Source organism: Hymenobacter plasmatis, from assembly GCF_020711255.1.
Classification (GTDB): domain Bacteria; phylum Bacteroidota; class Bacteroidia; order Cytophagales; family Hymenobacteraceae; genus Hymenobacter.
Genome location: NZ_JAJFAW010000040.1, coordinates 1 through 23,431, shown reverse-complemented (window position 1 = coordinate 23,431; position 23,431 = coordinate 1). Strand labels below are relative to the sequence as shown.

The following is a 23,431-nucleotide window of genomic DNA, read 5'->3' as shown; positions in this document are numbered from 1 at the left end:
AAGTGAATGAATTTGGCAGATGTCGAGGCGAAGGTATTGACCATTAGGTGGCTCGAGGCGGCATCTGTGTGAACGCCATGCTGAGCTGGTCGCGGCATCCCGCTCACGGCTCTTGTCATGCAGAGCGGAGCGAAGCATCTTCTCACGCCTCAACGAGTCGTTCAGCGGGGATAAGATGCTTCGCTCCGCTCTGCATGACAGACGTGAAGAGGGTGCGCCTCCAAACGTGAGAAGATGCTTCGCTGCGCTCTGCATGACAGACGATTAACAAGTTGAGCTACTATGAGCTACTAAAGGACTAGTGTTAAGAAGCCGCCGCAACCACAGTCCCGACCGTTTGCAATTTCATTTCGGTTTCCTGCCATTCCCGCTCCGGGTCAGAATCCACCGTTAGGCCAGTGCCGGCGTAGAGGATGGCCTCGTCGGCGCGTAGCTGCAGGCAGCGCAGGTTCACGTAGAGGCGGGCGATGCCGGGCGCGGCCACGTTTACTGGGCCCAGAAAGCCGCTGTAATAGGCGCGGTCGTAGCCTTCGTGCTTGTGCAGAAACTCCATGGCGGCCACTTTTGGCATGCCGCCCACGGCGGAGGTGGGGTGGAGCAGCCGCAGCATGTCGGTGCCCAGCGAGGGGAAGGGCACGTGCTGGAGGTTCACCTCGAAATCGGTGCGCAGGTGGAGCAACTGGCCGGCAATCACGGTACGCGGGCCGGTTTCGTGGTATTCACGCAGCCGCAGCTGCTTGAAGCAGCTCACGATGTAGCGCGCCACCAGGGCCTGCTCTTCTATCTCTTTCTGGCGCCAAATGGCCGTGCGGGGCGTCACGTCGGCCGTGAGGGGCTGAGTGGCGGCCAGGGCCATGGTCCGGAACGTGCCATCGGCGGTGACTTCGGCCAGGATTTCGGGCGTGGCCCCCAGCCAGGTGCCCACGCCGGGCACGCTCACCAGCGACACAAACGCCTGCGGATACTTCTGGCTCAAGTCAGCAAAAGCAGCGAGCGGGTCGAAGCCCGGGGGCAAAGGCCGGCGAGCAGCTCGGGACGATACCACTTTCACCACTTCCTTCTCCTCAATGGCAGCCACGCCGGTGCGCACCAGCGCGGTGTACTCGGCTTCGGTAGCGGCGTGGGGTACAGGCTGGGCGCTGTGGTGCCAGCTCAACTGCTCCACTGGCGCGGCAGCCAGCCAAGCCGTGAGGGCCGGCACCAGGTCGCGGGCCAGGGCCGATACGGCCACGGTTTCGGGCTGGGCAGCGTCGTAGAGCACATCGGCGGGCAGAAACAGCGCCGGGTTGTGGTCGGAATCGCGGAAGGGGAAAAAGGCAAAGCCCGCCGGGGCCTGGGCATCGAGCGCCGGGGGTAAGCCGGTGTAGGCCGCTTCCAAAGAGCGGGCCACCAGCAGGCGGGACTCGGCGGCGCCGGGCTCGCGCCACACCGCCACCGGCCGGTTCGTGCGCAAAGCGCCGGCCACCAGGTGGCGCAGGCGGGCTTGGGCATCGAGGCCGGCGGCCGCGGCGGGCCACCGCAGTTGCCGGAAGTTGGGGGTGTTCATTAGGCCGGGGTTGGGGCCGCGGCCGGCAGGTCAATCACGGCCATGGTGATGCGGCTGATGCATACCAGCGCGCCGGTTTCTTCGTGGCTGATGCGGATTTCCCACACCTGCGTGCTGCGGCCCACGTGCACGGGAGTGGCGCGGCCCCGCACCCAGCCGTCGCGAACTCCTTTGAGGTGATTGGCGTTGATTTCGAGGCCCACGGTGGCCTGCTTGGTGCGGTCGACGCGCGTGGCGGCAGCGATGCTGCCCAGGGTTTCGGCAAACGCCACGGACGCGCCGCCGTGCAGCAGGCCCATAGGCTGGTGGGTGCGGCCATCTACCGGCATGCGCCCTTCGATGTAGTCTGCGCCAACGGCGGTAATTTCAATGCCGAGGGCATCGGCCAGGGTTGGGCGGGAAGCCGTCCAGCGCTTCACTTCTTCCAATGTCATGGGGAGAGGGGCAGGGGGGAGGAATGCCGAAGCGGCACGCTCGCCGCAATTTGTGAGGATAACGGCCAACGGCCGGGGTTAAAACCCCGTACTCTGGCGTATTGTTGATGCATGTTCACGCAAAACTACCACTCAACGTGAAGGCCCGGACCATCTTTCTGTTGCGCCACGGCCAAACCGACTACAACGTGCAGGGCATAGTGCAGGGCAGTGGCGTCGATTCGAGCCTGAACGATACCGGCCGGCGCCAGGCCGCGCAGTTTTTCGAGGCCTACAAGCACATGCCCTTCGATAAAATCTACACCTCGGCCCTGCGGCGCACGCACGAGTCGGTGCAGCAATTCCTGGACCTGGGCCTGCCGCACGAATCCCACGCCGGCCTGAACGAAATCAGCTGGGGCGTGCGCGAAGGCACCCGCATTACCATGGACGAAGACGCCGAATACCGCCAGGTGCTCGCGGGTTGGGCTGCCGGCGACACCCACGCCCGCCTCACCGGGGGCGAAAGTCCCGAGGAAGTAGCCGCCCGCCAACGTCCGTTTATTGAGTTGCTCAAATCCCGGGAAGAGGAGCAAACGGTGCTCGTCTGCATGCACGGCCGGGCCATGCGCGTGATGCTCTGCCAGCTGCTCAACTACCCGCTCAGCTACATGGAAGGCTTCGAGCACAGTAACTTATGCCTCTATAAGCTGGAGTATACCGGCTCCGTGTTCACCGTTAAGAATTTTCTGGACGTATCGCATCTGCAGGTGCCGGCTTAAATGCCAGGATGAGCGTCGGGAATTGTCCGGCAATCCTAAAAATCCAGGCGGATGTTATTCGCAACAATACAGGAATTGTCTGCCCAACTTTTCGGGCTAATTTTGGCCTCCTCAATTCAAGCGCGACAAACCCGATGGCCGAAATCATAAAAATGCCCAAAATGAGTGACACGATGACCGAAGGGACCATCGCGGCCTGGCTCAAGAAAGTGGGTGATAAAGTTAAATCCGGTGATATCCTGGCCGAAGTCGAAACCGACAAGGCGACCATGGAGCTGGAGAATTACGAAGACGGCACCTTGCTCTACATCGGGCCGAAGGAAAAAGAATCGGTAGTAGTAGACGGCGTTCTGGCCATTGTGGGCAAGGAAGGCGAAGATTTCTCGGCCCTGCTGGCCCAGGCCCAAGGCGGAGGCGCACCCGCTGCCGAAGCTCCCAAGCCCGAGGCCGCTCCAGCCCCGGCTCCCGCAGCGGCCGCCCCACAAGCAGCCCCCGCCGTGGCTCCTGCGCCCGCTGCCGCAGCTCCGGCCGCGCCTGCCAACGGCAAGAAAGCCACCGTGGTGCGCATGCCCAAAATGAGCGACACGATGACCGAGGGCACCATTGCCTCCTGGCTCAAGAAAGTAGGCGATAAAGTAAAGTCCGGTGATATCTTGGCCGAAGTCGAGACCGACAAGGCCACGATGGAGCTGGAGAACTACGAAGACGGGACCCTGCTCTACACCGGCCCCAAAGCCGGCGAAGCCGTGCCCGTCGACGGCATCCTAGCCATCATCGGCGAAGAAGGTGCCGACATTCAAGCCCTGCTGGGTGGCCAAAGTGGCGGTGCTGCTGCAGCACCAGCCCCCGAAGCCCCCAAGGCTGCTGAAGCTCCGGCCGCACCCGCCGCTGCCGCAGCCGCCCCGGCAGCCCAACCCGCTGCCGCAGCTCCAACCCAAGCCGCCGCAACCGGTGGCCGCATCTTGGCCTCGCCGCTGGCCAAGAGCATTGCAAAGGAGAGAGGCATCAACCTGGCCCAGGTAGTGGGGTCCGGCGACAACGGCCGCATTGTGCAGCGCGACGTGGAGAACTTCCAGCCCTCGGCTGCTCCCGCGCCGCAAGCTGCTCCGGCCGCCGCTCCCAGCCCAACCGCCGCTCCGGCTGCCGCGCCACAAGCGGCTCCCAGCGCGCCGGCTGCCACCGAAGGCACCTACACCGATACGCCCGTATCGCAGATGCGCAAGGTGATTGCCAAGCGCCTCTCGGAAAGCTTGTTCACGGCTCCACATTTCTATCTCACGATGGAAATCAACATGGACAAGGCCATGGAAGCCCGCGTGCGCTTGAATGAGCTGTCGCCCATCAAGCTGTCGTTTAATGACCTGGTGCTGAAATCGGCAGCCGTGGCCCTGCGCCAGCACCCGGTGGTAAACTCCTCGTGGCTCGGCGACCGCATCCGCCAGAACAAGCTCATCAACATCGGCGTGGCCGTGGCCGTGGACGAAGGCCTGCTGGTGCCCGTGATTCGCAACGCCGACCAGAAAGGCCTCTCGCAAATCGCCACTGAGGTAAAAGAATTGGCTGGTAAAGCCAAGAGCAAGAAGCTGCAGCCCGCCGAGTGGGAGGGCAGCACCTTCACCATCTCGAACCTGGGCATGTTCGGCATCGACGAATTCACGGCCATCATCAACCCGCCCGATGCCTGCATCCTGGCCGTCGGCGGCATCAAGCAGACGCCCATCGTGAAGGACGGCCAGATTGTGGTCGGCAACATCATGAAGGTGACCTTGAGCTGCGACCACCGCGTGGTGGACGGCGCCACCGGCGCCGCCTTCCTCCAGACCCTGAAAGGCCTGCTGGAAGACCCCATGCGCATGCTGATTTGATTTTAACTGAAGTAGGGGCGGGGCTTGTCCCCGCCCGTCGTTGAACGATTGAATGAGGCATTCCCTGTTCAATTCCGTTCAACGACGGGCGGGGACAAGCCCCGCCCCTACATTTTACCGAATCCAATGACCAGAATTCGCTCAACTACCGTCCTCGGCGTTCGCCACAACGGAGAAATTGCCCTCGGCGCCGACGGGCAGGCCACCATGGACAAGCATGTGGCTAAGAGCAACGTGCGTAAAATCCGCAAACTGCAAGACGGCAAAGTGGTTACGGGCTTCGCCGGCTCCACGGCCGATGCCTTTATGCTGCTTGATAAGTTCGACGAAAAGCTGAACGGCTACGGCGGCAACCTCAAGCGCGCCGCCATTGAGCTAGCCAAGGAATGGCGCAAAGACCAGTACCTGCGCAAGCTGGAAGCCATGATGGTGGTGGCCGACAAGGACGAACTGCTCATCCTTAGCGGCACCGGCGACGTACTAGAGCCCGACTCCGACGTGGCGGCCATTGGCAGCGGCGCCATGTATGCCCAAGCCGCCGCGCTGGCCCTCAAGAAACACGCCCCGCACCTGTCGGCGCGCCAAATGGTGGAAGATGCCCTCCACATTGCCGCCGACATCTGCATTTACACCAATCATAACCTCATGATTGAGCAGCCAGTATAGGTTGAAATTCAACAACCGAAAAGGAACGTCATGCTGAGCTTGTCGAAGCATCTCGCTCGCTTCGCTGCAATTGCAGTGATTACTACAGCAAGCGAGATGCTTCGACAAGCTCAGCATGACGTTCAAATAATACAGACAATAACCCACCCCACATGCAAGTAACCAACTTCCTTCGCCACCACTTCCGCCACTTCAACGCCGCCGCGCTCATCGACGCTGCCGACGGCTACAACAAGCACTTGGCCGATGGTGGCAAAATGATGATAACCCTGGCTGGCGCCATGAGCACTGCCGAACTGGGCATCCAATTGGCCGAGCTGATTCGGCAGGACAAGGTGCAAATCATCAGCTGCACCGGCGCTAACCTGGAGGAGGACATCTTCAACCTCGTGGCCCACGATTTCTACGAGCGGGTGCCGCACTACCGCGACCTAACCGCCGCCGACGAAACCGCGCTGCTCAAGCGCCACATGAACCGCGTGACCGACACGTGCATCCCCGAAGAAGAGGCCATGCGCCGCATCGAGCACACCGTGCTCAAGTTCTGGGAAAAGGCCGACAAGGCCGGCGAGTCGTACTTCCCCCACGAATTCTTCTACCAGATTCTGCTCTCGGGCGAGCTGGAGCAGTACTACCAGATTGACCCCAAAAACTCCTGGATGCTGGCCGCGGCCGAGAAAAACCTGCCCATCATCTGCCCGGGCTGGGAAGACTCCACGCTCGGCAACATCTACGCCGGCCACGTAATGACCGGCGACGTGAAAAATGTGCACACCATGCGCACCGGCATCCAGTACATGATGTACTTGGCCGACTGGTACACCGCCCAGGCCACCGACGACAGCAAGGTGGGCTTCTTCCAGATTGGTGGCGGCATTGCCGGTGACTTCCCCATCTGCGTGGTGCCCATGCTGCACCAGGACCTTGGCCGCCACGAAGTGCCACTGTGGGGCTACTTCTGCCAGATTTCGGACTCCACCACCAGCTACGGCAGCTACTCCGGCGCCGTGCCCAACGAGAAAATCACCTGGGGCAAGCTGGGCGAGCACACGCCGAAATACATCATCGAATCGGACGCTACCATCGTAGCGCCGCTGGTATTTGCCATTGTGCTGGGGCAGTAATTGCGCCTGATTAGTTAATCCAAAAAGCCCCTGCTGATATTCAGCAGGGGCTTTTTGGATTTTAATGCTGGACGGCTAGCCCAACACGTGTTGAGCCAGGACCTTTTGCACGTCGTAGATATTGACTTGGCTGTCGAATTTGCGGATGATGCTGGGTTGTGCCTCGCTCGATACCCAGATTTTCAATTCGGCGTCCAGGTCCAGATGGCCAGCGGTTTCAATGCCAAACCGGGAAATGCTTTTGTAGGCAATCGAAAGGTATTCTGTCTTTTTACCCGTAAGGCCCTGTTTTTCAACCAGAATCAGCCTTTTATTGGTGAAGATAAAGACGTCGCGCACCAGCTTGAAGCCGATTTCAATGGATTCATTGTCAGCGAGTAGTGCGCCGTATTCGCTGTGTAGTTCAGCGGGTTGGACAACGCCCGCGTTGCCCAGTATTGCAGAGAAAAAGCCCATGGTGGAAATAATTCAGAGGTGCCCGTAAGTATAAAGAAATTAGTCGAATTGGGTTTCGGACATTCCTGAATTGCTGCGTGGGCCTTCCCAAAAAATCAATCTGAAGGGCATACCAATCAGCGTAACGATGCTCCCAAGTAGCTTTTGCGCCAATGAGCTTCTGGAGCATTATAAGACATAAAAAAAAGCCTGCCGGACACTCTCCAGCAGGCTTTTTTTATGTCTTATGGTTAAGTTCAGGGCGTTGAGCCCGGAGTTAATTGGCTACTTGCGCGTCCGGCGCTGGCGGTAAGAATCTACCTGCTGCCGGAGCACCGCCAGCAAACTGCCGTAACGCTGCTGGGCTTCTTTCTGGCCTTCAATTTCCTGAAGGCGAGAGTTTATCAATTCAGAGAAGTCCTCTACAGAATAGCAACGTTTCGGCGCGGTGGACACGGGGCAAACATTAGATAGAATAGCGAGCAAAATAGCGGGACGCCTGCGGATTATACGCAGCGATTCAAACTTAGTATTTAAAATCGAAATAACGGTCGGGCTGGGTTCCAAATTCCCCACGGAATCATGAGTAGCACCAGCAGCAGGGCAATGCCGAAGTAGGTGAAAGCCTTCTTGTGCTTGAGGGTATCGTCGGACGTCTTTTTCACGGCGATGCGCCCCACTTGGGCCAGAATGGCGGCCAGAATCATCACGGCCACGTGCTCCATGCCGAAAAAGCGGGCCGTGGGGTCTTTCATGGCGCCGGCCTGCTTCATGGCGTTGAGGCCCCAGGGGCTGAGGCCGAAGTACAGGCCAAAGCCGATGAGCACCTGCAGCCACATAAAGCCCGAGAAGCTGGCGCCCATGCCGTTATCGGCGCTCAGGAAGCGGCGGCGTCCAGTCCAGCCCACGTAGGCGCGGTAAATGGCGATGAGGCCAAATAGAATTACAAACCAGCGGGACCAGGAGTGAAGAACGAGCAGAACGGAATAAGCCGACATGAAAGCGAAAAAAGGTGATGGGAATTAGAAGCGAGGGCAGCGGAGCAACACGCGGATGAAGCAGCAGGTTGAAAGAGTCGCTTTTTCTCGTCGCGGAGCACCACGAACATAATCACGAATAAAGATATGTAGGCCAATGTGCATCCTGTGCCAAAACAACGTTAGCATTAACGGCCGTGGTTAAAAGCCCTTTATGCCGCAAGAGGATAGCACTAGCAGATAACGATAAGGGCTTCAATTGCAACTATAGCAGCATAGCGCTACCCGCAAAGGTAAGGTTGAGCTAATCAGCAACGGGTGGCTTGGGCAAGTCCCCGGCTTCTTTTTTCTCGGCCAGCTGGGTGCGAACGGCGACAAAAAGCGCCACGAATACCGAAAAGAAGGGCAGGACAATGCCCAGCCCAAACCAGCGCCAAAACGACCGGCCGTGGCTGGCGGCGATGTAACCGGTGATGGGCGCAAAGACCAGCGAGCCGACGACGAAGATGATTAAGGTGTCTATCAGAAACACGGGCCGGCTGGAGAATAAGTTATGAATACACGCGTGGCGAAGGCGGGAGGTTGAGCTGCTTTAGCGCACTTTGCCGCGCTTCACCAGGTAGGCGTAGAGCACTTTTTCGAAAGGCTCGCGCACGTCTACGGGCACAAAATCGATGCGCAGCTGGCCGCAGCGCAGGGCCAGCTCCTGCTCGTAGGCCGTCATGGCGGCCTGGTACTGCTCTTTGATTTGGGAGGGCTGCAGCTTGATTTCCAGGCCGGTTTCTACGTCTTCGAAGATGTAGGGCCGCTCGGCGAAATCAAAGTCGGCTTCGGTGGAGCGGTCGAGCACGTGGAAAAGCAGTACCTCGTGGTGCTGGTGCTTGAGGTGTTGGAGGGCCGCCAGGGCGGCGTCCTGGTCGGCGGTGCTGCGGCCCAGCATGTCGCTGAAAATGATGACGAGCGAGCGTTTGGGAATCTGCTTGGCGATGGCGTGGATGGTGCCGGCCACGTCGGTGCCTCGCACGGTTTTGGGAGCCGGTGGGCGCTCCAGCAGCTGCTGCAGGGCCAGCAGCAGCGTGTGGCGGTGGGTGCTGGTGGAGCGCACCGGCGTTTGTAGCTCCACGGTTTCGGCGAAGGTGACGAGGCCCACGGCGTCGCGCTGGCGGGTGAGCAGGGTGGTCAGTGCCGCGGCGGCCAGAATGCTGAACTTCAGCTTGTCGTAGCCTGGCGCGGGGTAGTACATGCTGGGGCTAACATCGAGCAGGAGGTGGGCCCGCAGGTTGGTTTCCTCCTCGTAGCGCTTCACAAAAAGCTTATCGGTCCGGGCGTATACTTTCCAGTCGATGTGGCGCGTGCTCTCGCCGGGGTTGTAGAGGCGGTGCTCCGAAAACTCGACCGAAAACCCGTGGTAGGGCGACTGGTGCAATCCGGTAATGAAGCCATCGACGAGCTGGCGGGCCAGGAATTCGAGGTTTTCAAAAGAGCGGACGGCGGCGAGGTCGAGGGGCATGGCGGGGGTGGTAGTGGCGCAGTTGGAAATATAAAGAACGGCAAGTTGAGCTGGCGTCTGTCATGCTGAGCCCGCGAAGCATCTTATCACGTCAGCACGACTCGTTCAGCGGTGACAAGATGCTTCGCAAGACGATGCTACCCACCTCCGCATGACAGCCGAATTTTGAATGGCAATTGAGCTAATAATGAGGCAGAAACGCTTCGATTCTGCTCAGCACGACGTACTTCCTAATTAGTATGAGGCTCTATCTACTCAATCTAATTAACAACAACCCTTACCCCAGCGTTTACCTTTGGCTCAACCTTCGTAAGTTAGCCCGACAATTAACCGACCGGCTTTATTTCCAACTCATACCAAAACCCCATCCCGTGGACGACCGTCACGAACAGGAAGAAATTTACTCCCAACGCATAAAAGCCGGCAAGCGCACGTATTTCTTCGACGTGAAAGCCACCCGTGGCCAGGACTACTACCTGACCATCACTGAGAGCAAGCGCCGCATGAACGGCGATGATTCGGTGTCGTACGAAAAACATAAAATCTTTCTCTACAAGGAAGACTTCCTCAAGTTTGTGGATGCCCTGCAGGACGCGGTGGACTACGTGCGCGAAGAGCTGCTAACCGCCGAGGAAGTAGCGGAGCTCGACCGCCCCCGCGATTTTGACGACCGCGACAAGCCGCGCCAGGACTTCGACCGGCCCGCATTCGACCCGAACAAGAGCGACGACAACTACTAAATACCTGCTAATAAGGGATGATTAATGACTAACCCGTAGTGGTTAACTTTTTAGGCCATTCCAGCGGCGCGAACAGACTTCGGTTGGTTCGCGCCGTTTTGCGTTGCTGCAAGCCGTACCTTTGCGGCCGAATTGTGTCAACTCATAATTCATAACTCACAACTCATAATTCCAAGTAATGGGCCTCCGCTGCGGTATCGTCGGCTTGCCGAACGTCGGTAAATCCACTCTTTTCAACGCGCTTTCGAACGCCAAGGCCGAATCGGCCAACTACCCTTTTTGCACCATTGAGCCCAACGTGGGCGTAATCACCGTGCCCGACGAGCGGCTCCAGATTCTGGAAAGCCTCGTGAACCCCAAGCGCGTGCTGCCCACCATCATCGAGTTTGTCGACATTGCCGGCCTCGTGAAGGGCGCCAGCAAAGGCGAAGGCCTGGGCAATAAATTCCTGGCCAACATCCGCGAGGTAGACGCCATCATTCACGTGGTGCGCTGCTTCGACGACCCCAACATCGTGCACGTAGCCGGCGGCGTCGACCCCGTGTTCGACAAAGACGTTATCGACACCGAGCTCCAGATTAAGGACCTGGAGAGCGTGGACAAGAAGCTGGTGAAATCGGAGCGCAGCGCCAAGGGCGGCGACGCCGTGGCCAAGAAGGAAGTAGCTGTATTGCAGCGTTTCAAGGATGCCTTGGAAGCCGGCCAGAACGCCCGCGCCATCCAGGCCACGCCCGATGAGCTGGAAGCCGTGGCCGACCTGCAGCTGCTCACCATCAAGCCCGTGATTTATGTGGCCAACGTGGACGAAGCCAGCATTGCCACCAACGGCAACAACCACGTGGCCGCCCTGCGCGAGCACGTGAAAGCCGAAGGCGCCCAGGTGGTGCTGGTGTCGGCGGCCATCGAAGCGCAGATTGCCGAGATGGAAGACCCCGAGGAAAAGGCCATGTTCCTGGGCGAATACGGCCTCACCGAGTCCGGCTTGAACAAGCTGATTCGGGCGTCTTACGAGCTGCTCAACCTAATTACCTACTTCACCGCCGGCGTGCAGGAAGTACGCGCCTGGACCATCCACCGCGGCGACAAAGCACCGGCCGCGGCTGGCGTTATCCACTCCGATTTCGAGAAGGGCTTTATCCGGGCCGAGGTTATCAAGCTCCCGGATTACCAGGAGTATAAGACCGAAGTCAAAATCAAAGAAGCCGGCAAAATGGCCGTGGAAGGCAAAGACTACGTGGTGCAGGATGGCGACATAATGCACTTCCGCTTCAACGTCTAAACCGCGGATTTCACGGATTCCGTGGATGTTCTGCTCATCAAAAAAGGCTTGCCATTTGGCAAGCCTTTTTTCGTTCTTCTAGAGCGGTCAACTAGCTATAAAGCCTGTTAAATCTGCGCCTATCTGTGGTTTATTTACCCACCACTTTATATAACATGCCTTTGCTCAGGCGGTCGGTGGTTTTCATGCCGTTGAGGATGGCTAACTCTTCGTACCGTTTTGAGGGGATGCCATTGGCGGCGAGCGCCGAAGCCAGGGTGGTGGCAGTAGTTGCCGTCTTGATGCGGATGTGCTCGGGCTGGCGGTTCAGCTTGCTCGCATCGGTGAGGCGCGCGTAGCCCTGAGCTACCTGCTGGAACTGCGGCGCATATGTGGAGAACGAAGCAGGGGCTGCTAGCCCCACAAACGCGTACACGCTCTGGCCGTCCTGGATGAGTTGGGCCAATACGTGGGCGGGCGTGCTCTGCTGGTCCGTAGCAGCCTGGTCGCCTTCAAACACCAGGGCCGGGAAGCCGTTGATGGTGGTTTTCTGGGCGTTGGCCGACTGCAGGCCAATTTGCTTGGCCAGGGCCTGGCCAGCGGCATCGAGGCTGGTGTTGCCAGCGCCGAGGAACACCAGCAGGGCTTTGCCGTTCGGCTCGGCCATCTGGAACTGCTCGGGCGAGTTCTGCGACTTCCAGCCCGAGGGAATGGGGAAGCGGAACTTCAGGTCGGGGTGGTAGAACACGCCGCTTTCTACAAAGCCCTGGCGCGGGTCTTCGCCGTAGTTCAAGCCTTCGATTGACCGCAGGTACTGGTCGCGGTTGACGGCGAAGGTGGAGCGGCCCGCCGACTGCTTGGCCTGTGCTGCCAGGCTTTTCACCCGGGTATAGCGGTCAGCCGAGTTGGGGTGAGACGAGAGGAAGGTGGGAATGCCCCCGGCGCCGCTCTGGGCCTCGGTGCGCTGCAGGGTCTGGAAGAAGTCGGCCATGTGGCTGGCGTCGTAGCCGATTTTGGTGGAGTACTTCACGCCCAGGCCGTCGGCCTCGTTCTCGTCGTTGCGGCTGTATTTGAGCATGCCCAGGCCCACGACTTGCTGCGCTACGCCGCCTACCGACTGCATAACGCGCGGCGCCAGCACCGAGCCCAGTATCATTCCGATGCCGGCAATGGTGCCCCGGGTCTGCTGCTTTTTGCCGTGCTGGGCGGTGATGTGGCCCAACTCGTGCCCGAGTACGCCGGCAAACTGCGCTTCGTCGTTGAAATACGCCATGATGCCGCGCGTGAAGTACACGTGCCCATCGGGCGTGGCAAAAGCGTTGATAATCGGCGAATCGACCACGGTGAAGCCGTAGTCGCCGGGGCGGTCCGACACGGCGGTCATCTGCTTGCCCTTGGTATCGATGAGCTTTTGCAGGGTGGCGTTGTTATACAGGCCAAATTGGGCTATTACGGCCGGGTCGGGCTTGGCGCCTTGCAGGGGGCTGGCGGTGGGTGCCTTGGCAATTGGGCTGGTCTTGGCCGGGCCGCGTTCAGCCCAATTGGTGACGCTGGACGTGCTGGCCAAGGGGATCAGCAGAAGCAAAGCGGCTCCGGTGCGAAGGGGGTGAAGGAAAGAGAAGTTCATGGGAATAAGTAAAGCGGCCTGTGCCGGTGAAGTGCCATTGATGAGCTTGCAAACGCATGGCCGAAAGCAGGGTTGCGTGGTCTGCCAGCTCAGGCTTTATCGAAAGCTGTGCCAGTTATTTTCCGACCACCTTAATCAGGGAGCCGGCATTCACCTGCTCGTTGAGCTGCATTCCGTTTAGAATGGCCATTTCCTCGAGGCGCTTTTCGGGCACGCCGTTGCTGGTGAGGGCCTGCGAGAGGTTGCTGCGCAAGGCCAGCTTCTTGACGCGGATGCGCTCGGGCTGGCGGTTGAGCTTGTCGGGGTCGGTGAGGCGCCGGAAGGCTTCGGCCACGCTGCTGAACTGCGGCGCGTAAGCAGGAAAGTCGGCCGGAGCCGATACGCCCAGCAGCGCGTACATGCTTTTGCCGTCCTGGATGACATGGCCCAGCACCCGCACGCCCGGGGCTTGCTGGGCGGCCTGCTGCCCGGTTTGCTGGTCTTGCTGCTGCACCTGGTCGGCCACGAATACAAGGGCCGGGAAGCCGTTGATGGTGGTCTGGCGCGACTCGGTGGGCTGCAGGCTGAGCTGCTTGGCCAGGGCCTGGGCCGCTTCTTCGAGCGTGGCGCCGGGCGCTGTCATCAGCATAAGCAGCGCTTTGCCGGCAGGGTCAGCCATCTGGAACTGCTGGGGCGTGTTTTGGTGCTTCCAGCCGGTGGGAACCGGCATCTGGAATTTCAGGTCGGGGTGATAAAACGTGCTATTTTCCACGAAGCCCTGCTTGGGGTCTTCGCCGTACACCATGCCGTCGATGAGGCGCAGGTACTGGTCGCGGTTGATGGCCAGCTTGGGGTTGCCGTTCTGTTGCTTCCACTCGTCGGCCAGCTGGTGCACAATGTTGTATCGGTCGGCGGGGTTGGGGTGGGTCGAGAGAAAGTCGGGCACGGCGCTGCCGCCTTTGGCCTCCTGCTCGCGCGCCAGGGTCTGGAAAAAATCGGCCATCTGGCTGGCATCGTACCCGATTTTGGAAGAATACTGCACCCCCAGCCCATCGGCCTGGCTTTCGTCGTCGCGGCTGAATTTCAGAAACAGCAGCTGCATGCCCTGCATGGCCTGGTCGCCGAACTGCGCCAGGCGGGGCGAGGCTATCATGGCCCCCATCAGGCCCACTTGCCCAATAATGGAGTTGGTTTGCTGCTTGGCCGAGTGGCGGGCCGTGATGTGCCCAATCTCGTGGCCCAACACGCCGGCAAACTGCGCTTCGTTGTTGAAGTGCGCCATGATGCCGCGGGTGAAATACACGTACCCGCCGGGGATGGCGAAAGCATTGATAACCGGCGAGTCGACGACCCGGAACTGGTACTCGATGGTGGGGCGGTGCGAAATAGCCCCCATCTTTTTGCCCTTCTCATTAATGAAGGCCTGAATTTTTTTGTCCGGGTACAAGCCCATTTGGGCCGTCACGGCCGGGTCCGACTGCTGGCCCATGGCCAGTTCCTGGCCTTCGGATACCAGCATCACTTCTTTTTTGCCCGTGACGGGGTTGGTGGCGCAGCCGGTAAAAAAGAGCACCGCAGCCGTGCCAACGGCTTGAATCAGACGTGTTTTCATAAGGGTGGGAGGGGAAGTGCGGGACTCCATTGGGGCTCTAGAGGCGAGCTTCCAATTGTAGGGGTACAAACGCAGCCCGGCCCAACGGGTTGTTCAGCAGGCTCATTGCCGGGTGTTCATGTCCACCGTCTGGTAGCCAATGAGCAAATCGGTGCGGGTACCCGGCGGGCGGTAGTACACCAAGAGGTCGTACTGGTTTTCGGTCTCCTGGTGCGAGCCTTCAAAGTACACTTCGTTGGGGGCGGTGCCGCGGGGGCCGGCCACGGCAAAATCGTAGTTGTAGTACCCTTGCTTGAGCAGGGCATGGCCGGTGTAGAGTTTCTTGGCTTCGTCGTAGGCCAGCTTGAATTCGTCTTTGAGCTGCCAGTCGGTGAGGGCGCCCAGCACATACACGGGCCCCGGGGCGGGCTGGTCGGCCTTGAGCTGAAACGTGACGTCGGCGTAGTCGGCATTGGTGGCACCGTTGCCGTACTCGCGGCTTTCGAACACGCGCTGACCGTTGGCGTCCTGGTACTGGTTGTAGGCCTGCTGGCTGCGCGAGGCTTCGGGCTGCAGGGTCACGGCCACGGGCGTGGCGCGGGGGTCAACGTGCAGCACCCCAATGCCGGCAGCCTGCACCGAGCGGGTGTCGAAGTACCGGTACTCGCTCAGGCCGGGGAAGGCGTTTTCGAAGGCGAAATACTGGTATTCGAGACGGCGCTCGGCGTCGCGCACGAACGTGGGGCGCAGGTTGTACTTGGCGTTGTCCCAGCGGAAGTTCTGGCGCAGCACCACCTTTACCTCCACGGCCGGGTTCACCAGGTCTACGGAGGCGTAGCTGATGCCAAAATCGAGTTGCTGCAGAGTGTAGCGCTCCTGCCCGCCAATCACAATGCCGGGACGCAGGCCAACCTGCACCTGGTTTTCATACACCAGCAACCGGCGCGACACCACTGGCACGCCGCCCGTGCTTTGCACCACCAGCAGGTAGTTGCCGCTCAGTTTCACGCCCGGCGCCCGCATCCGGTAGTGGAAGTACGGCACCTTGGAGTTAATGCCCACCCGGTAATCGGTAATCAAAAACTCGTTTATCTCGTTGAGAAACTGCATGTCCGTCAGCACCGAGGGCTGCCAGTTGGCATCGCAGTGAATCATCTTGGCGGTGTAGCGCTGGCTCTGCCCGCCCAGCACGTCAAACTCCAAAGTGATGGCCTGGCTGCGGCCCAATGGCACCACCGGCGGCTGAAACACCTCGTTGGGCTGGCCGGTGGCCACGTAGCACTGCACGCTGCGCACCTCGGGCGAGTAGGTGTAATCCTGGTAGCGCAGGGTTTTGTCGGCGTAATACTCGGGTGGCTTTTGGGTGCCAGCAGTGCCACGAGCCGCGTTGGGGTCGGTGATGGGGGTGCCGAGGGGAACGCAGGCCGTAGCCAGGAGAAGGGCGAGGTAAGTAAAAAGGCGCATGGCCCGAAAGGTACGATTTCTGGGTTTTGCCTGCTTGCCGCGAAGTCACGCCAAATGGGGCTATGCAATCAATCTCAAATTGGGCCGGGCCATTTTTAATTATTTAATTAAAAGCGGCAGATTTGTTATGTTTTGGGAGGCTTGCTGCATTTTGATTTTGCCGCAGTCTCCATTTAATTATTGAGCTGAATTTTAAGCTAAGTGTAATTTTAGATCAATAATTAATTACCGCATGACACTTCCAGTAGACAAGCAAGTTTTTGAGGGCGAAATAGCAACCTACTGGTTTGATGAGGGCATCTTGGTTTCCCTTTCTAAAAGCCCTGAGCGAACGGTTGAAAACATTTCCAAAAACGTTGCCCTCGTAAAGGAAATCACAAATAATAAGCGCGCCCCGCTGTTGATTTATTTGTCTAATTCCCCAATTCCGAGCAAAGAGACCCGGAAATTTGCATCAGCACAATTGCCGCTTATTTATTCGGCGATGGCCATGATTTCCAAGCCTGGCCTGGCAAAGTTTATTATGAATATTCTGTTTGCCCTTAAGGCGCCGCCTAATCCCATGAAAAGCTTTACCGACGAAAAGCTGGCCAAAGAATGGCTGCAGCAATACCTGTAATTACCCTACCTGAAGCTAGTGCTTGCCGGGCCGCAGAAGCGAGAAATAAAGCGTGTCCAGGTATTTGCCATCCCAGAATTCGTTCTCTTTGAAGTGGCCCTCCTGCACAAAGCCGCTACGCTTGAGCACTTGAGCTGAGGCCACATTCTGCGGGTCCACAATGGCTTCTATCGAGTGCAGATTCAGCACGTCGAAGCCGTAATCCAAAATGGCCGCTACTGCTTCCGACATCATGCCTTTGCCCTGAAAGTTGGGGTGGAGCATGTAGCCAATGGTGCCCCGGTGGTGTTCTAGCTGAAAGCTCACGTAGCCAATGGTGCCAATTACCTGGGACGCATCGGCGCGCAGGGCAATGCCCCAGGTAAGGCGCTCATTTTTGCTAGCGCATTCGTTCACAACGCCAATGTATGCAACGGCATCGGCCACGGATTGAGCCGGGGGCCGCGGTATAAACTTCATCACCCGCGGGTCGGCGCGCAGCTCGAAGAGCGCCGGGGCGTCGGCGGGCGTGAGTTGACGCAGGCAGAGGCGTTCCGTGGTGAGCTTGGGGAAAGGCGTGAAGTTGACCGTCAGCATAAAATGAAATTGGGCAAGGCCTTCGCGAGGCCTTGCCCAAATTTATAACCGCGCGGCATGTAAACCATGCCGCGCAGGTGCTTGACGGTTTGGGCAGGCGCTAGGCCTTCTCCAGGGCTTCCACGCGCTCGGCCAAGGCCTCCCACTTGGTATTTATTTGGCTCAACTCCTTCTTCACCGTTTCAAACTTCACCGTCGCGTCCTTGAGCTGCGCGGCGTTGGAGTAAATAGCGGGGTCGGCCAGTTGGGCTTCGTACACGGCCAGCTCCTTTTCCAGCGCGGCGATGCGCGTTTCCACTTCCTGCAGCTCCTTTCCGGCTTTCTTGAGCTCCTGCTGGTTGGCGTGGCGCTCGGTGTCGGAAAGCTGCTTTTTGGTGACCTCCGCCACCTTGGGCATGGGCTTGGGGGCCGAGGGGCTGGGCAGGCCGGCTTTCTTGGCGGCTTTCTCGCGGTCTTCCTGCCACTGCTCGTACTCGGCGTAGGTGCCGGGGTACTCCTTGAGCTGGTAGTCTTCGATGTACCAGATTTTGGTGGCCACGTTCTCCACGAAGAACCGGTCGTGGCTGATGACGATGAACGTGCCCTGGTACTGCTCCAGGGCCTGAATCAGGATGTTTACCGACACCATGTCCAGGTGGTTGGTCGGTTCGTCGAGCAGCAGGAAGTTGGCTTCCGAAATCAGGGTTTTGGCCAGGGCCACGCGGCTTTTCTCGCCGCCGCTCAGCACCTTGATTTTCTTGAACACTTCCTCGCCCGTGAACAGGAACGAGCCCAGCACCGAGCGCAGCTCCATTTCGCTGCGCTTGGAGCCGGCTTCCAGCATCTCCTGGATGATTTCGTTCTCCATCGTCAGCGACTCGAGCTGGTGCTGGGCGTAGAACGACATGATGACGTTGTGGCCCAGCTGGTGCTTGCCGTCGGTGGGGGCTTCGGTGCCGGCCACCAGGCGCATGAGCGTCGATTTGCCTTTGCCGTTGGCGCCGATAAGCGCGATTTTGTCGCCCCGCTCGATGTGCACGTGGGTGTCGCGGAAAATCAACTTCTGGTCGTACTTCTTCATCACGTGCTCCATGCGCAGGATGTGCCGGCCGGGCTCCACCTTGAACTGGAACTTCATGTTAATCTTGGCCGCGTCGCTGGCCACGTCCTCGATGCGCTCCAGCTTATCCAGCGCCTTCACGCGGCTCTGGGCCTGCTTGGCCTTGCTGGCCTTAGCCTTGAAGCGCTCAATGAAGCGCTCAGCGGCCCGAATCTGCGACTGCTGGTTTTCGAAAGCGCCCTTTTGAATCAGGTTGCGCTCCTCTTTTTCTTCGAGGTAGTAGGAGTAGTTGCCGGCGTAGGGCACCAGCTTGCCGCCGGTCACTTCCACCGTCGTGTTGGTGGTGCGGTCCAGGAATTCGCGGTCGTGGCTCACGATAATAACCGCGCCCTCGTAGTCGGCCAGGTAGTTTTCTATCCACTTGATAGACGGCAGGTCCAAGTGGTTGGTCGGTTCGTCAAGCAGCAGGAGAGAGGGCTGCTGAAGCAGGATTTTGGCCAGCATCACGCGCATGCGCCAGCCGCCCGAGAACGTTTTGAGCGGTCGGGCCAGCTCCTCGGTGGTGAAGCCCAGGCCTTCCAGAATTTCTTCGGCCCGCGACTGCATGGTGTAGCCGCCTAGTGCCTCAAACCGCTCCTGCATGGTGGCCAGCTTGTCGACCAAATCATCGGAGTAGTCGGTTTCAAACTGCACCAGGATGTCGTCAATCTTTTTCTGCAGGTCCAAGGCTTCCTCGAAAGCTTGCATGGCCACGTGCAGGATGCTCTCGTGCGTGTCGTAGCTGAGCAGGTCCTGGTTCAGGAAGCCCAGGCTTACTTCCTTGCTCATCGAAATGGAGCCGCCGTCGGCTTTGTATTCGCCCACCAGCAGGCGCAGCAACGTGGATTTGCCGGTGCCGTTGAGGCCAATCAGGCCAATTTTGTCTTTGGGTTTGATGTGCAGACTAGCGTTGTCGTACAGCGCGCGGGAGCCAAAGTGGAAGTCGAGGTCGGAGATTGAAATCATCTGGTCGGGGGTATTCGGGCGCAAAGGTACGGCGCTGGGTTGGGGCGGGCACCTAAAAGCGCCGGCTCGCTACGGGCTAACAGCAGAACCGTCCCGTAAATTCTCCGACTGAGCTATTTGGGCAGCGGCCCCTCGTCCTTGGTTTCGCTCAGCTTTTGGGCCAGCTTCTGGGGCACGCCCACGTTGTTGAACAGGCCGCTCACCATGCCCTGGCGCCAAAGCGTGAACATCGAAAAGCGCGGCTCGCGGGTCGAGGTCATCTCGCCGCTCACTACTTTGCCGCCCTTGCGCGGGTTCTCGTCGCGAATGACAATCACATTGACGGCCTTGGACTTAATGCGGCTGAACAGGGACTTCTTCACTTCTTCCTCCTTGTAGCTGAGCAGGGTCATTTGCAGGCCCGTGTATTCGGTTACCATCGTGCCGGTGACCTGCTTGCGGTCGGCGTGCAGGTCAAACCGCAGCCGCTGCACGTTGCCACTCTTGAATTTGACCAGCCGCGTGGGCACGGTCATGGCGTTGAGCATGGAAAACGGGCCGGGGCCGAAGGCGCCCCACACGCGGTGGCGGCCCAGCGGGTCGAGCACGTACATCGACACCTGGGCATCGAGCCGGCACTGGTTTTGGAGGTAGGTATAGGCTTTGCCGGTGAGGGGCGTGGCGGGCGTCTGGCGCTTGGGGTCGTTGCTCAGGTTGTAGAAGCTGCCATTAAACCGGTTGATGCTCAGCGTGCCCGGGATAGGCGTGAGCGGGCTGCGGTAGATGGAATACAGGTTGCCGCCCTTGATGTCGAGCCGCCGCACATCCACAATCACCTTCAGCAGCCGCATGCTCTCGGCCGTGACCTTGGACAGGTTCGGGTTGATGGGCCCGCGGCCGTCGGAGGCGATTTTTACCAACGGACTCTGAACCGTGACCAGCGCAATCCGGAAATCGCGGCGGCGCACCAGCGCGGCAAAATCCAGGCCGCTGGCCGTCAGGGCTGCCAGCTTAATCTTGATGGAAGGGGCCTGGTAGCCTTTGTGCAGGTTCATGCCCACGGCCGAGTACTTCGGCGTGAGGGCCATGTCCTGAAACCGCATGGTTTTGGCATCGGTGTCTAGGCGCATGTGCTGGCTGGTGGCGCGGTAGTAGGGCGGGTCGAAAGGTGCCCCGATAAGGCCGGAATTGGCCTGCCACGCCCGGGCATAGGCAATGCGGCGCGGCTCCAGCGCGGCCAGGGAATCGATGCGAATGGCCCGGCCGGTGACGTTCAGGTTGTGGATTTCGGGCGAGTGGCGCAGGCCGCCGATCTGCATATCGGCGTGCTGCACGCGCAGCAGGGCCAAATCGGACCGGCGCAGAAACGTTGACAGCAGTTTCCAAACCGGAGGCGGCGGTTGGGTGGGAGGCGTGAAGTTGAGCTGCGGGCCATTCAGCACCAGTGACTTGGCCTGAAAATGGTGCTGATGCTGCAAGGCGGCCGCATCGAGTCCGGCGATGGCCAGGCTGGGCAGCGTGAGGTCGACGCGCACGCCCCCGGGCTTGCCCTGGCCCGGCGCTGGTGGCCGAATGCGCACCGCCCGCAGGCCAAACGTGCCCGCCGCGGTGGAGAGGTGCATACTGCCCAGCGTGAGGGCGTGCGCGGCCATCGTCGCCTGGCTTCTGCCTATGGCCACGTCCCAGGCCTTGGCAAAAAGTAATCGGCGGGCATCCGGCTTGGCGGCCGCATCGAAATGAATGGCCGTGGCGCCCACCTCAATCCCGCGAATAACCGGCGCCTGGGGAATGCCGGCCACGCGCAGAAAGCCATGGCGCACGGCAAGGTGAGCTAAATCCAGGCGCTGCAAGTACTCTGAGCCGGGCTTTGAGCCTTTTGGCGGGGTTTGGGCTGGGGGTGTGAATGTGAGCCGGGGGCGCTGGAGCAGCAGCGAATCGGCCGCAAACCGGTGCTGCCGCAGGGCCTTGGCATTGAGGCCCGTGAGGCGCAGGCGCTGGAGCACCAGGTCCACGCGGGGATTATTGGGCTGGCTAGGGCCGTTGGGCTGAATGCGAACGGAATCGAGCTGCAACTGCTGATTATCGGTGGCCAGCTGCAGGCTGCCCAGGTGGAGGCGGTGACCGGCCAGCTGGGCTTTGGCCTGAAGCAGCTGCAGGCCCCAGGCGGTGGCGAAGCCCAGGCGTTGGGAGTCGGCGGCGCCGACGGGGCTGATGAGCAAGTCGTGGGCCGTCAGGTCGGCTCGTTTAAATTGAGCTGTTTCTGCGGAACCCGGGAGGTAGTTTCCTTGGGTGTGCAGCAGGCCCAGGTAGCCAATTTGTAACCCCTTTATTTTGAGCAGAAGTCGCTCATACAAGGGTTTGTCGGCGTTTTTAGTAGGCTTAGTGGCCAAGGCCAGCACCTCAATTCGGGCCGAATCCAGCACCACCTTGTCGATGGGCACTACGCTTTTGCGCAGCAGGGCCAGTAGGCCCACGCCGGTAATGTTGAGCTGGGCTACGTCGAGGCGTATTCGGGGCAGGGTATCGGCCACCGCTGCGGCTGGCCGCAGGCGCAGGCCGCGCAGCCGAATGGCCCGCTCAAACAGGCTGGTGTGCAGCTCGCCCACCTGCAGCCGGTACTGGCCGTGGGTTTGCTCGGAAACCTGCTTTTCAAGGGTGCGGCGCAGCCAGGGGTCCAGCAGTTGCTGGGCTATCAGCACCAGCACCACCAGCAGGGCTACGGCGCCCAGCAGCCAGCGGACCCAGCGACGGGGCCGCGGGGCGGGCGTTTCTCCCTGAGCGGAGGGGGCAGCAGCGGAATCGGCAGCAGTTTGGGGTTCTAACACGAGTACAAAGGCAAGGCTAGCATAACGGTAAAGTGCCCCTCAAGGATTGAACTCGGAACCATTTAGCCGACGGAGACGGGTGATTTCCCGACCAGTAAGTTAAAATCAAAGGCTTGGGAGAGCCAAACGGTTTGCCTATTTTCAACTAGCTATATTCCTTACTTTTGGACCATGCCTACTCCAGACTTCATTGGCGCGGCGCTGCTCGCCTCCTTCCGTCAAAACTTCCTGGCTTACAAGTCGCTGGCCGACCGCGCCCTGGCCCAAATCACCGATGCGGAGTGGCTGCACGTGCCTGCGAACGGCAGCAACAGTGCCGCCGTCATCGTGCAGCACATGGCCGGCAATCTGCGCTCCCGCTTCACCGATTTCCTGACTACGGATGGCGAAAAGCCCAACCGCCAGCGCGATAAGGAATTCGAGGAGCCCACAAGCGTGGCTGATATTCCGGCGCTCAAATTAGAGTGGGAAGCCGCCTGGCAGGTTTTGTTCACGCTGCTCGACCAGCTGCAGCCCGACGACTTGCTGCGCTCGGTCACCATTCGGGGCGAGGCCCACACCGTGCTCGCGGCCGTGCAGCGGCAGGTGAGCCACTACGCTTACCACGTGGGCCAGGTAGTGCAGCTGGCCAAAATCATTCGGGGCGAAGCCTTTCATAGCCTGAGCATTCCGCGGGGGCAGAGCGAGCAATTCAATCAGCAAATGCCCTTCCGTGCCAACCCGCAGGGCTCTTCTCCAGTTTAGCCCGGTATGTTCGCCATCACATCGCTGCTCAATCCCGCCAACGCCAAGCGCATCAACCGCATTGTTAAGAGCCTGGAAACCCGTTTCGCCCTCGACGACGTGCAGGACACGCCCGACCCGCACCTGACCTACCTGCTCACCGGCACCCGGCGCCTGAACGACCTCAAGGCCATGCTGCAAGAGGTGGCCACCACCACGTCGCCGTTCTCGGCTTACACCACCGGGCTGGGCGTATTTCCGGGCGGCAACCCAGTTATCTATATTCCGGTGCTGCGCTCCAACGACCTGAACCTGCTGCACCAGCGCGTGCTCGACGTGACGGCCCCGCTCTGCCGGGCCAGCAGCTACTACAGCCCCGACCGCTGGCTGCCGCACCTTTCCCTGGCCCTGCACGACACCACGCCCGACCTGCTCGGCCCCGTGCTCGGCTATCTCAACAAGGAAACCTACAACCTGCGGCTCAACGTGAACAACCTGGCCATTCTGCGCAAAAAAGGCGACCAGTTTGTGCGGGAAGAGGTATTCGAGCTGACGGGCAAGCCCTGATTTTAGTTAATTATTCGGGCTGCCCGAACGATGTAGAGACGCGACACTTCGCGTCTCGTCGTTGCACGATGGGTGGAACGATGGGCTAAGGGGCCGCTGGGGGGAAGGGCAAGGGTTGCGT

General features: G+C 59.9%; 22 protein-coding genes. 9 read left to right on the top strand and 13 right to left on the bottom strand.

The genetic code is table 11. The annotated features are described in order from the left end of the window. Nucleotides 1–304: 304 nt before the first annotated feature. Complete coding sequence (locus LJ738_RS20405; protein WP_227788202.1) at nucleotides 305–1,546, bottom strand: chorismate-binding protein; 1,242 nt, start codon at nucleotides 1,544–1,546, stop codon at nucleotides 305–307. Next, nucleotides 1,546–1,980: a hotdog fold thioesterase gene (locus LJ738_RS20400; RefSeq protein WP_227788201.1), complete on the bottom strand. Its 435-nt coding sequence runs from the start codon at nucleotides 1,978–1,980 to the stop codon at nucleotides 1,546–1,548. Before LJ738_RS20400 ends, LJ738_RS20405 begins: the two co-directional genes overlap by 1 nt. Nucleotides 1,981–2,087: 107 nt before the next feature. On the opposite strand from LJ738_RS20400, the gene LJ738_RS20395 reads away from it, so the two are divergent. From LJ738_RS20395 to LJ738_RS20380, 4 genes are all read left to right on the top strand, one after another. Further along, on the top strand, nucleotides 2,088–2,741 hold the full coding sequence (locus LJ738_RS20395; RefSeq protein WP_227788200.1) for a histidine phosphatase family protein: 654 nt from the start codon (nucleotides 2,088–2,090) through the stop codon (nucleotides 2,739–2,741). A gap of 134 nt (nucleotides 2,742–2,875) precedes the next feature. Further along, nucleotides 2,876–4,606, top strand: a complete 1,731-nt coding sequence (locus LJ738_RS20390) for a pyruvate dehydrogenase complex dihydrolipoamide acetyltransferase (RefSeq protein WP_227788199.1) — start codon at nucleotides 2,876–2,878, stop codon at nucleotides 4,604–4,606. Nucleotides 4,607–4,732: 126 nt separating this feature from the next. Next, nucleotides 4,733–5,272 (top strand): ATP-dependent protease subunit HslV, encoded by a 540-nt coding sequence (hslV, locus tag LJ738_RS20385; protein ID WP_227788198.1) that lies wholly within the window; start codon nucleotides 4,733–4,735, stop codon nucleotides 5,270–5,272. A 152-nt stretch (nucleotides 5,273–5,424) separates the two neighbouring features. Beyond that, the gene (locus tag LJ738_RS20380) at nucleotides 5,425–6,396 is read left to right on the top strand and encodes a deoxyhypusine synthase family protein (protein ID WP_227788197.1); all 972 of its coding nucleotides are present in this window, start codon (nucleotides 5,425–5,427) and stop codon (nucleotides 6,394–6,396) included. Nucleotides 6,397–6,471: 75 nt separating this feature from the next. Here the strand turns inward: LJ738_RS20380 and LJ738_RS20375 are convergent, their stop codons facing one another. The 5 genes from LJ738_RS20375 to LJ738_RS20360 form a co-directional block, all read right to left on the bottom strand. Further along, nucleotides 6,472–6,852: a PH domain-containing protein gene (locus LJ738_RS20375; protein WP_227788196.1), complete on the bottom strand. Its 381-nt coding sequence runs from the start codon at nucleotides 6,850–6,852 to the stop codon at nucleotides 6,472–6,474. A 264-nt stretch (nucleotides 6,853–7,116) separates the two neighbouring features. Continuing rightward, a complete protein-coding gene (locus LJ738_RS21390) occupies nucleotides 7,117–7,239 on the bottom strand; it encodes a hypothetical protein (protein WP_262907766.1) in 123 nt (40 codons plus the stop codon). Between the two features lie 125 nt (nucleotides 7,240–7,364). Next, on the bottom strand, nucleotides 7,365–7,829 hold the full coding sequence (locus LJ738_RS20370; RefSeq protein WP_227788195.1) for a hypothetical protein: 465 nt from the start codon (nucleotides 7,827–7,829) through the stop codon (nucleotides 7,365–7,367). Between the two features lie 283 nt (nucleotides 7,830–8,112). After that, entirely contained in the window at nucleotides 8,113–8,340 is a 228-nt protein-coding gene (locus LJ738_RS20365) for a hypothetical protein (RefSeq protein WP_227788194.1), read from the bottom strand. Nucleotides 8,341–8,400: 60 nt separating this feature from the next. Continuing rightward, nucleotides 8,401–9,318 carry a DUF58 domain-containing protein gene (locus LJ738_RS20360; protein ID WP_227788193.1) on the bottom strand — a complete coding sequence of 306 codons (918 nt, stop codon included), beginning with the start codon at nucleotides 9,316–9,318 and terminating at the stop codon, nucleotides 8,401–8,403. A gap of 371 nt (nucleotides 9,319–9,689) precedes the next feature. Here LJ738_RS20360 and LJ738_RS20355 point away from each other — a divergent pair, with 371 nt between their 5' ends. Beyond that, nucleotides 9,690–10,058: a DUF3276 family protein gene (locus LJ738_RS20355; RefSeq protein ID WP_227788192.1), complete on the top strand. Its 369-nt coding sequence runs from the start codon at nucleotides 9,690–9,692 to the stop codon at nucleotides 10,056–10,058. A 178-nt stretch (nucleotides 10,059–10,236) separates the two neighbouring features. Next, on the top strand, nucleotides 10,237–11,337 hold the full coding sequence (gene ychF, locus LJ738_RS20350; RefSeq protein ID WP_227788191.1) for a redox-regulated ATPase YchF: 1,101 nt from the start codon (nucleotides 10,237–10,239) through the stop codon (nucleotides 11,335–11,337). A 130-nt stretch (nucleotides 11,338–11,467) separates the two neighbouring features. Here ychF and LJ738_RS20345 read toward each other — a convergent pair whose 3' ends face one another. The 3 genes from LJ738_RS20345 to LJ738_RS20335 all read right to left on the bottom strand — a co-directional run bounded on the left by LJ738_RS20345 (nucleotide 11,468) and on the right by LJ738_RS20335 (nucleotide 15,977). Further along, nucleotides 11,468–12,943 carry a M48 family metalloprotease gene (locus tag LJ738_RS20345; RefSeq protein ID WP_227788190.1) on the bottom strand — a complete coding sequence of 492 codons (1,476 nt, stop codon included), beginning with the start codon at nucleotides 12,941–12,943 and terminating at the stop codon, nucleotides 11,468–11,470. A 115-nt stretch (nucleotides 12,944–13,058) separates the two neighbouring features. Further along, a complete protein-coding gene (locus LJ738_RS20340) occupies nucleotides 13,059–14,534 on the bottom strand; it encodes a M48 family metalloprotease (RefSeq protein WP_227788189.1) in 1,476 nt (491 codons plus the stop codon). Nucleotides 14,535–14,636: 102 nt separating this feature from the next. Further along, entirely contained in the window at nucleotides 14,637–15,977 is a 1,341-nt protein-coding gene (locus LJ738_RS20335) for a type IX secretion system plug protein (protein WP_227788188.1), read from the bottom strand. A 232-nt stretch (nucleotides 15,978–16,209) separates the two neighbouring features. Here LJ738_RS20335 and LJ738_RS20330 point away from each other — a divergent pair, with 232 nt between their 5' ends. Then, nucleotides 16,210–16,596, top strand: coding sequence for a DUF7793 family protein (locus LJ738_RS20330; protein WP_227788187.1), 387 nt, complete (start codon nucleotides 16,210–16,212; stop codon nucleotides 16,594–16,596). A gap of 15 nt (nucleotides 16,597–16,611) precedes the next feature. Here the strand turns inward: LJ738_RS20330 and LJ738_RS20325 are convergent, their stop codons facing one another. The 3 genes from LJ738_RS20325 to LJ738_RS20315 all read right to left on the bottom strand — a co-directional run bounded on the left by LJ738_RS20325 (nucleotide 16,612) and on the right by LJ738_RS20315 (nucleotide 22,020). Beyond that, nucleotides 16,612–17,172, bottom strand: a complete 561-nt coding sequence (locus LJ738_RS20325; protein WP_227788186.1) for a GNAT family N-acetyltransferase — start codon at nucleotides 17,170–17,172, stop codon at nucleotides 16,612–16,614. 100 nt (nucleotides 17,173–17,272) lie between these two features. After that, a complete protein-coding gene (locus LJ738_RS20320; protein ID WP_227788185.1) occupies nucleotides 17,273–19,216 on the bottom strand; it encodes an ABC-F family ATP-binding cassette domain-containing protein in 1,944 nt (647 codons plus the stop codon). A gap of 113 nt (nucleotides 19,217–19,329) precedes the next feature. After that, nucleotides 19,330–22,020, bottom strand: a complete 2,691-nt coding sequence (locus LJ738_RS20315; protein WP_227788184.1) for an AsmA family protein — start codon at nucleotides 22,018–22,020, stop codon at nucleotides 19,330–19,332. 171 nt (nucleotides 22,021–22,191) lie between these two features. Between LJ738_RS20315 and LJ738_RS20310 the strand changes: the two genes are divergently transcribed. Both LJ738_RS20310 and LJ738_RS20305 read left to right on the top strand, forming a co-directional pair. Continuing rightward, a complete protein-coding gene (locus tag LJ738_RS20310; protein ID WP_227788183.1) occupies nucleotides 22,192–22,764 on the top strand; it encodes a DUF1572 family protein in 573 nt (190 codons plus the stop codon). Nucleotides 22,765–22,770: 6 nt separating this feature from the next. Next, entirely contained in the window at nucleotides 22,771–23,310 is a 540-nt protein-coding gene (locus LJ738_RS20305) for a 2'-5' RNA ligase family protein (RefSeq protein ID WP_227788182.1), read from the top strand. The last annotated feature ends 121 nt before the right edge of the window (nucleotides 23,311–23,431 follow it).

Coding starts and splice junctions, on each gene's coding strand:
- LJ738_RS20335 (WP_227788188.1), bottom strand. CDS start 15,977: ATGCGCCTTTTTACTTACCTCGCCCTTCTCCTGGCTACGGCCTGCGTT.
- LJ738_RS20345 (WP_227788190.1), bottom strand. CDS start 12,943: ATGAACTTCTCTTTCCTTCACCCCCTTCGCACCGGAGCCGCTTTGCTT.
- LJ738_RS20320 (WP_227788185.1), bottom strand. CDS start 19,216: ATGATTTCAATCTCCGACCTCGACTTCCACTTTGGCTCCCGCGCGCTG.
- ychF (WP_227788191.1), top strand. CDS start 10,237: ATGGGCCTCCGCTGCGGTATCGTCGGCTTGCCGAACGTCGGTAAATCC.
- LJ738_RS20395 (WP_227788200.1), top strand. CDS start 2,088: ATGCATGTTCACGCAAAACTACCACTCAACGTGAAGGCCCGGACCATC.
- LJ738_RS20325 (WP_227788186.1), bottom strand. CDS start 17,172: ATGCTGACGGTCAACTTCACGCCTTTCCCCAAGCTCACCACGGAACGC.
- LJ738_RS20360 (WP_227788193.1), bottom strand. CDS start 9,318: ATGCCCCTCGACCTCGCCGCCGTCCGCTCTTTTGAAAACCTCGAATTC.
- LJ738_RS20405 (WP_227788202.1), bottom strand. CDS start 1,546: ATGAACACCCCCAACTTCCGGCAACTGCGGTGGCCCGCCGCGGCCGCC.
- LJ738_RS20370 (WP_227788195.1), bottom strand. CDS start 7,829: ATGTCGGCTTATTCCGTTCTGCTCGTTCTTCACTCCTGGTCCCGCTGG.
- LJ738_RS20330 (WP_227788187.1), top strand. CDS start 16,210: ATGACACTTCCAGTAGACAAGCAAGTTTTTGAGGGCGAAATAGCAACC.
- LJ738_RS20390 (WP_227788199.1), top strand. CDS start 2,876: ATGGCCGAAATCATAAAAATGCCCAAAATGAGTGACACGATGACCGAA.
- LJ738_RS20305 (WP_227788182.1), top strand. CDS start 22,771: ATGTTCGCCATCACATCGCTGCTCAATCCCGCCAACGCCAAGCGCATC.
- LJ738_RS20400 (WP_227788201.1), bottom strand. CDS start 1,980: ATGACATTGGAAGAAGTGAAGCGCTGGACGGCTTCCCGCCCAACCCTG.
- LJ738_RS20375 (WP_227788196.1), bottom strand. CDS start 6,852: ATGGGCTTTTTCTCTGCAATACTGGGCAACGCGGGCGTTGTCCAACCC.
- hslV (WP_227788198.1), top strand. CDS start 4,733: ATGACCAGAATTCGCTCAACTACCGTCCTCGGCGTTCGCCACAACGGA.
- LJ738_RS20380 (WP_227788197.1), top strand. CDS start 5,425: ATGCAAGTAACCAACTTCCTTCGCCACCACTTCCGCCACTTCAACGCC.
- LJ738_RS20310 (WP_227788183.1), top strand. CDS start 22,192: ATGCCTACTCCAGACTTCATTGGCGCGGCGCTGCTCGCCTCCTTCCGT.
- LJ738_RS20340 (WP_227788189.1), bottom strand. CDS start 14,534: ATGAAAACACGTCTGATTCAAGCCGTTGGCACGGCTGCGGTGCTCTTT.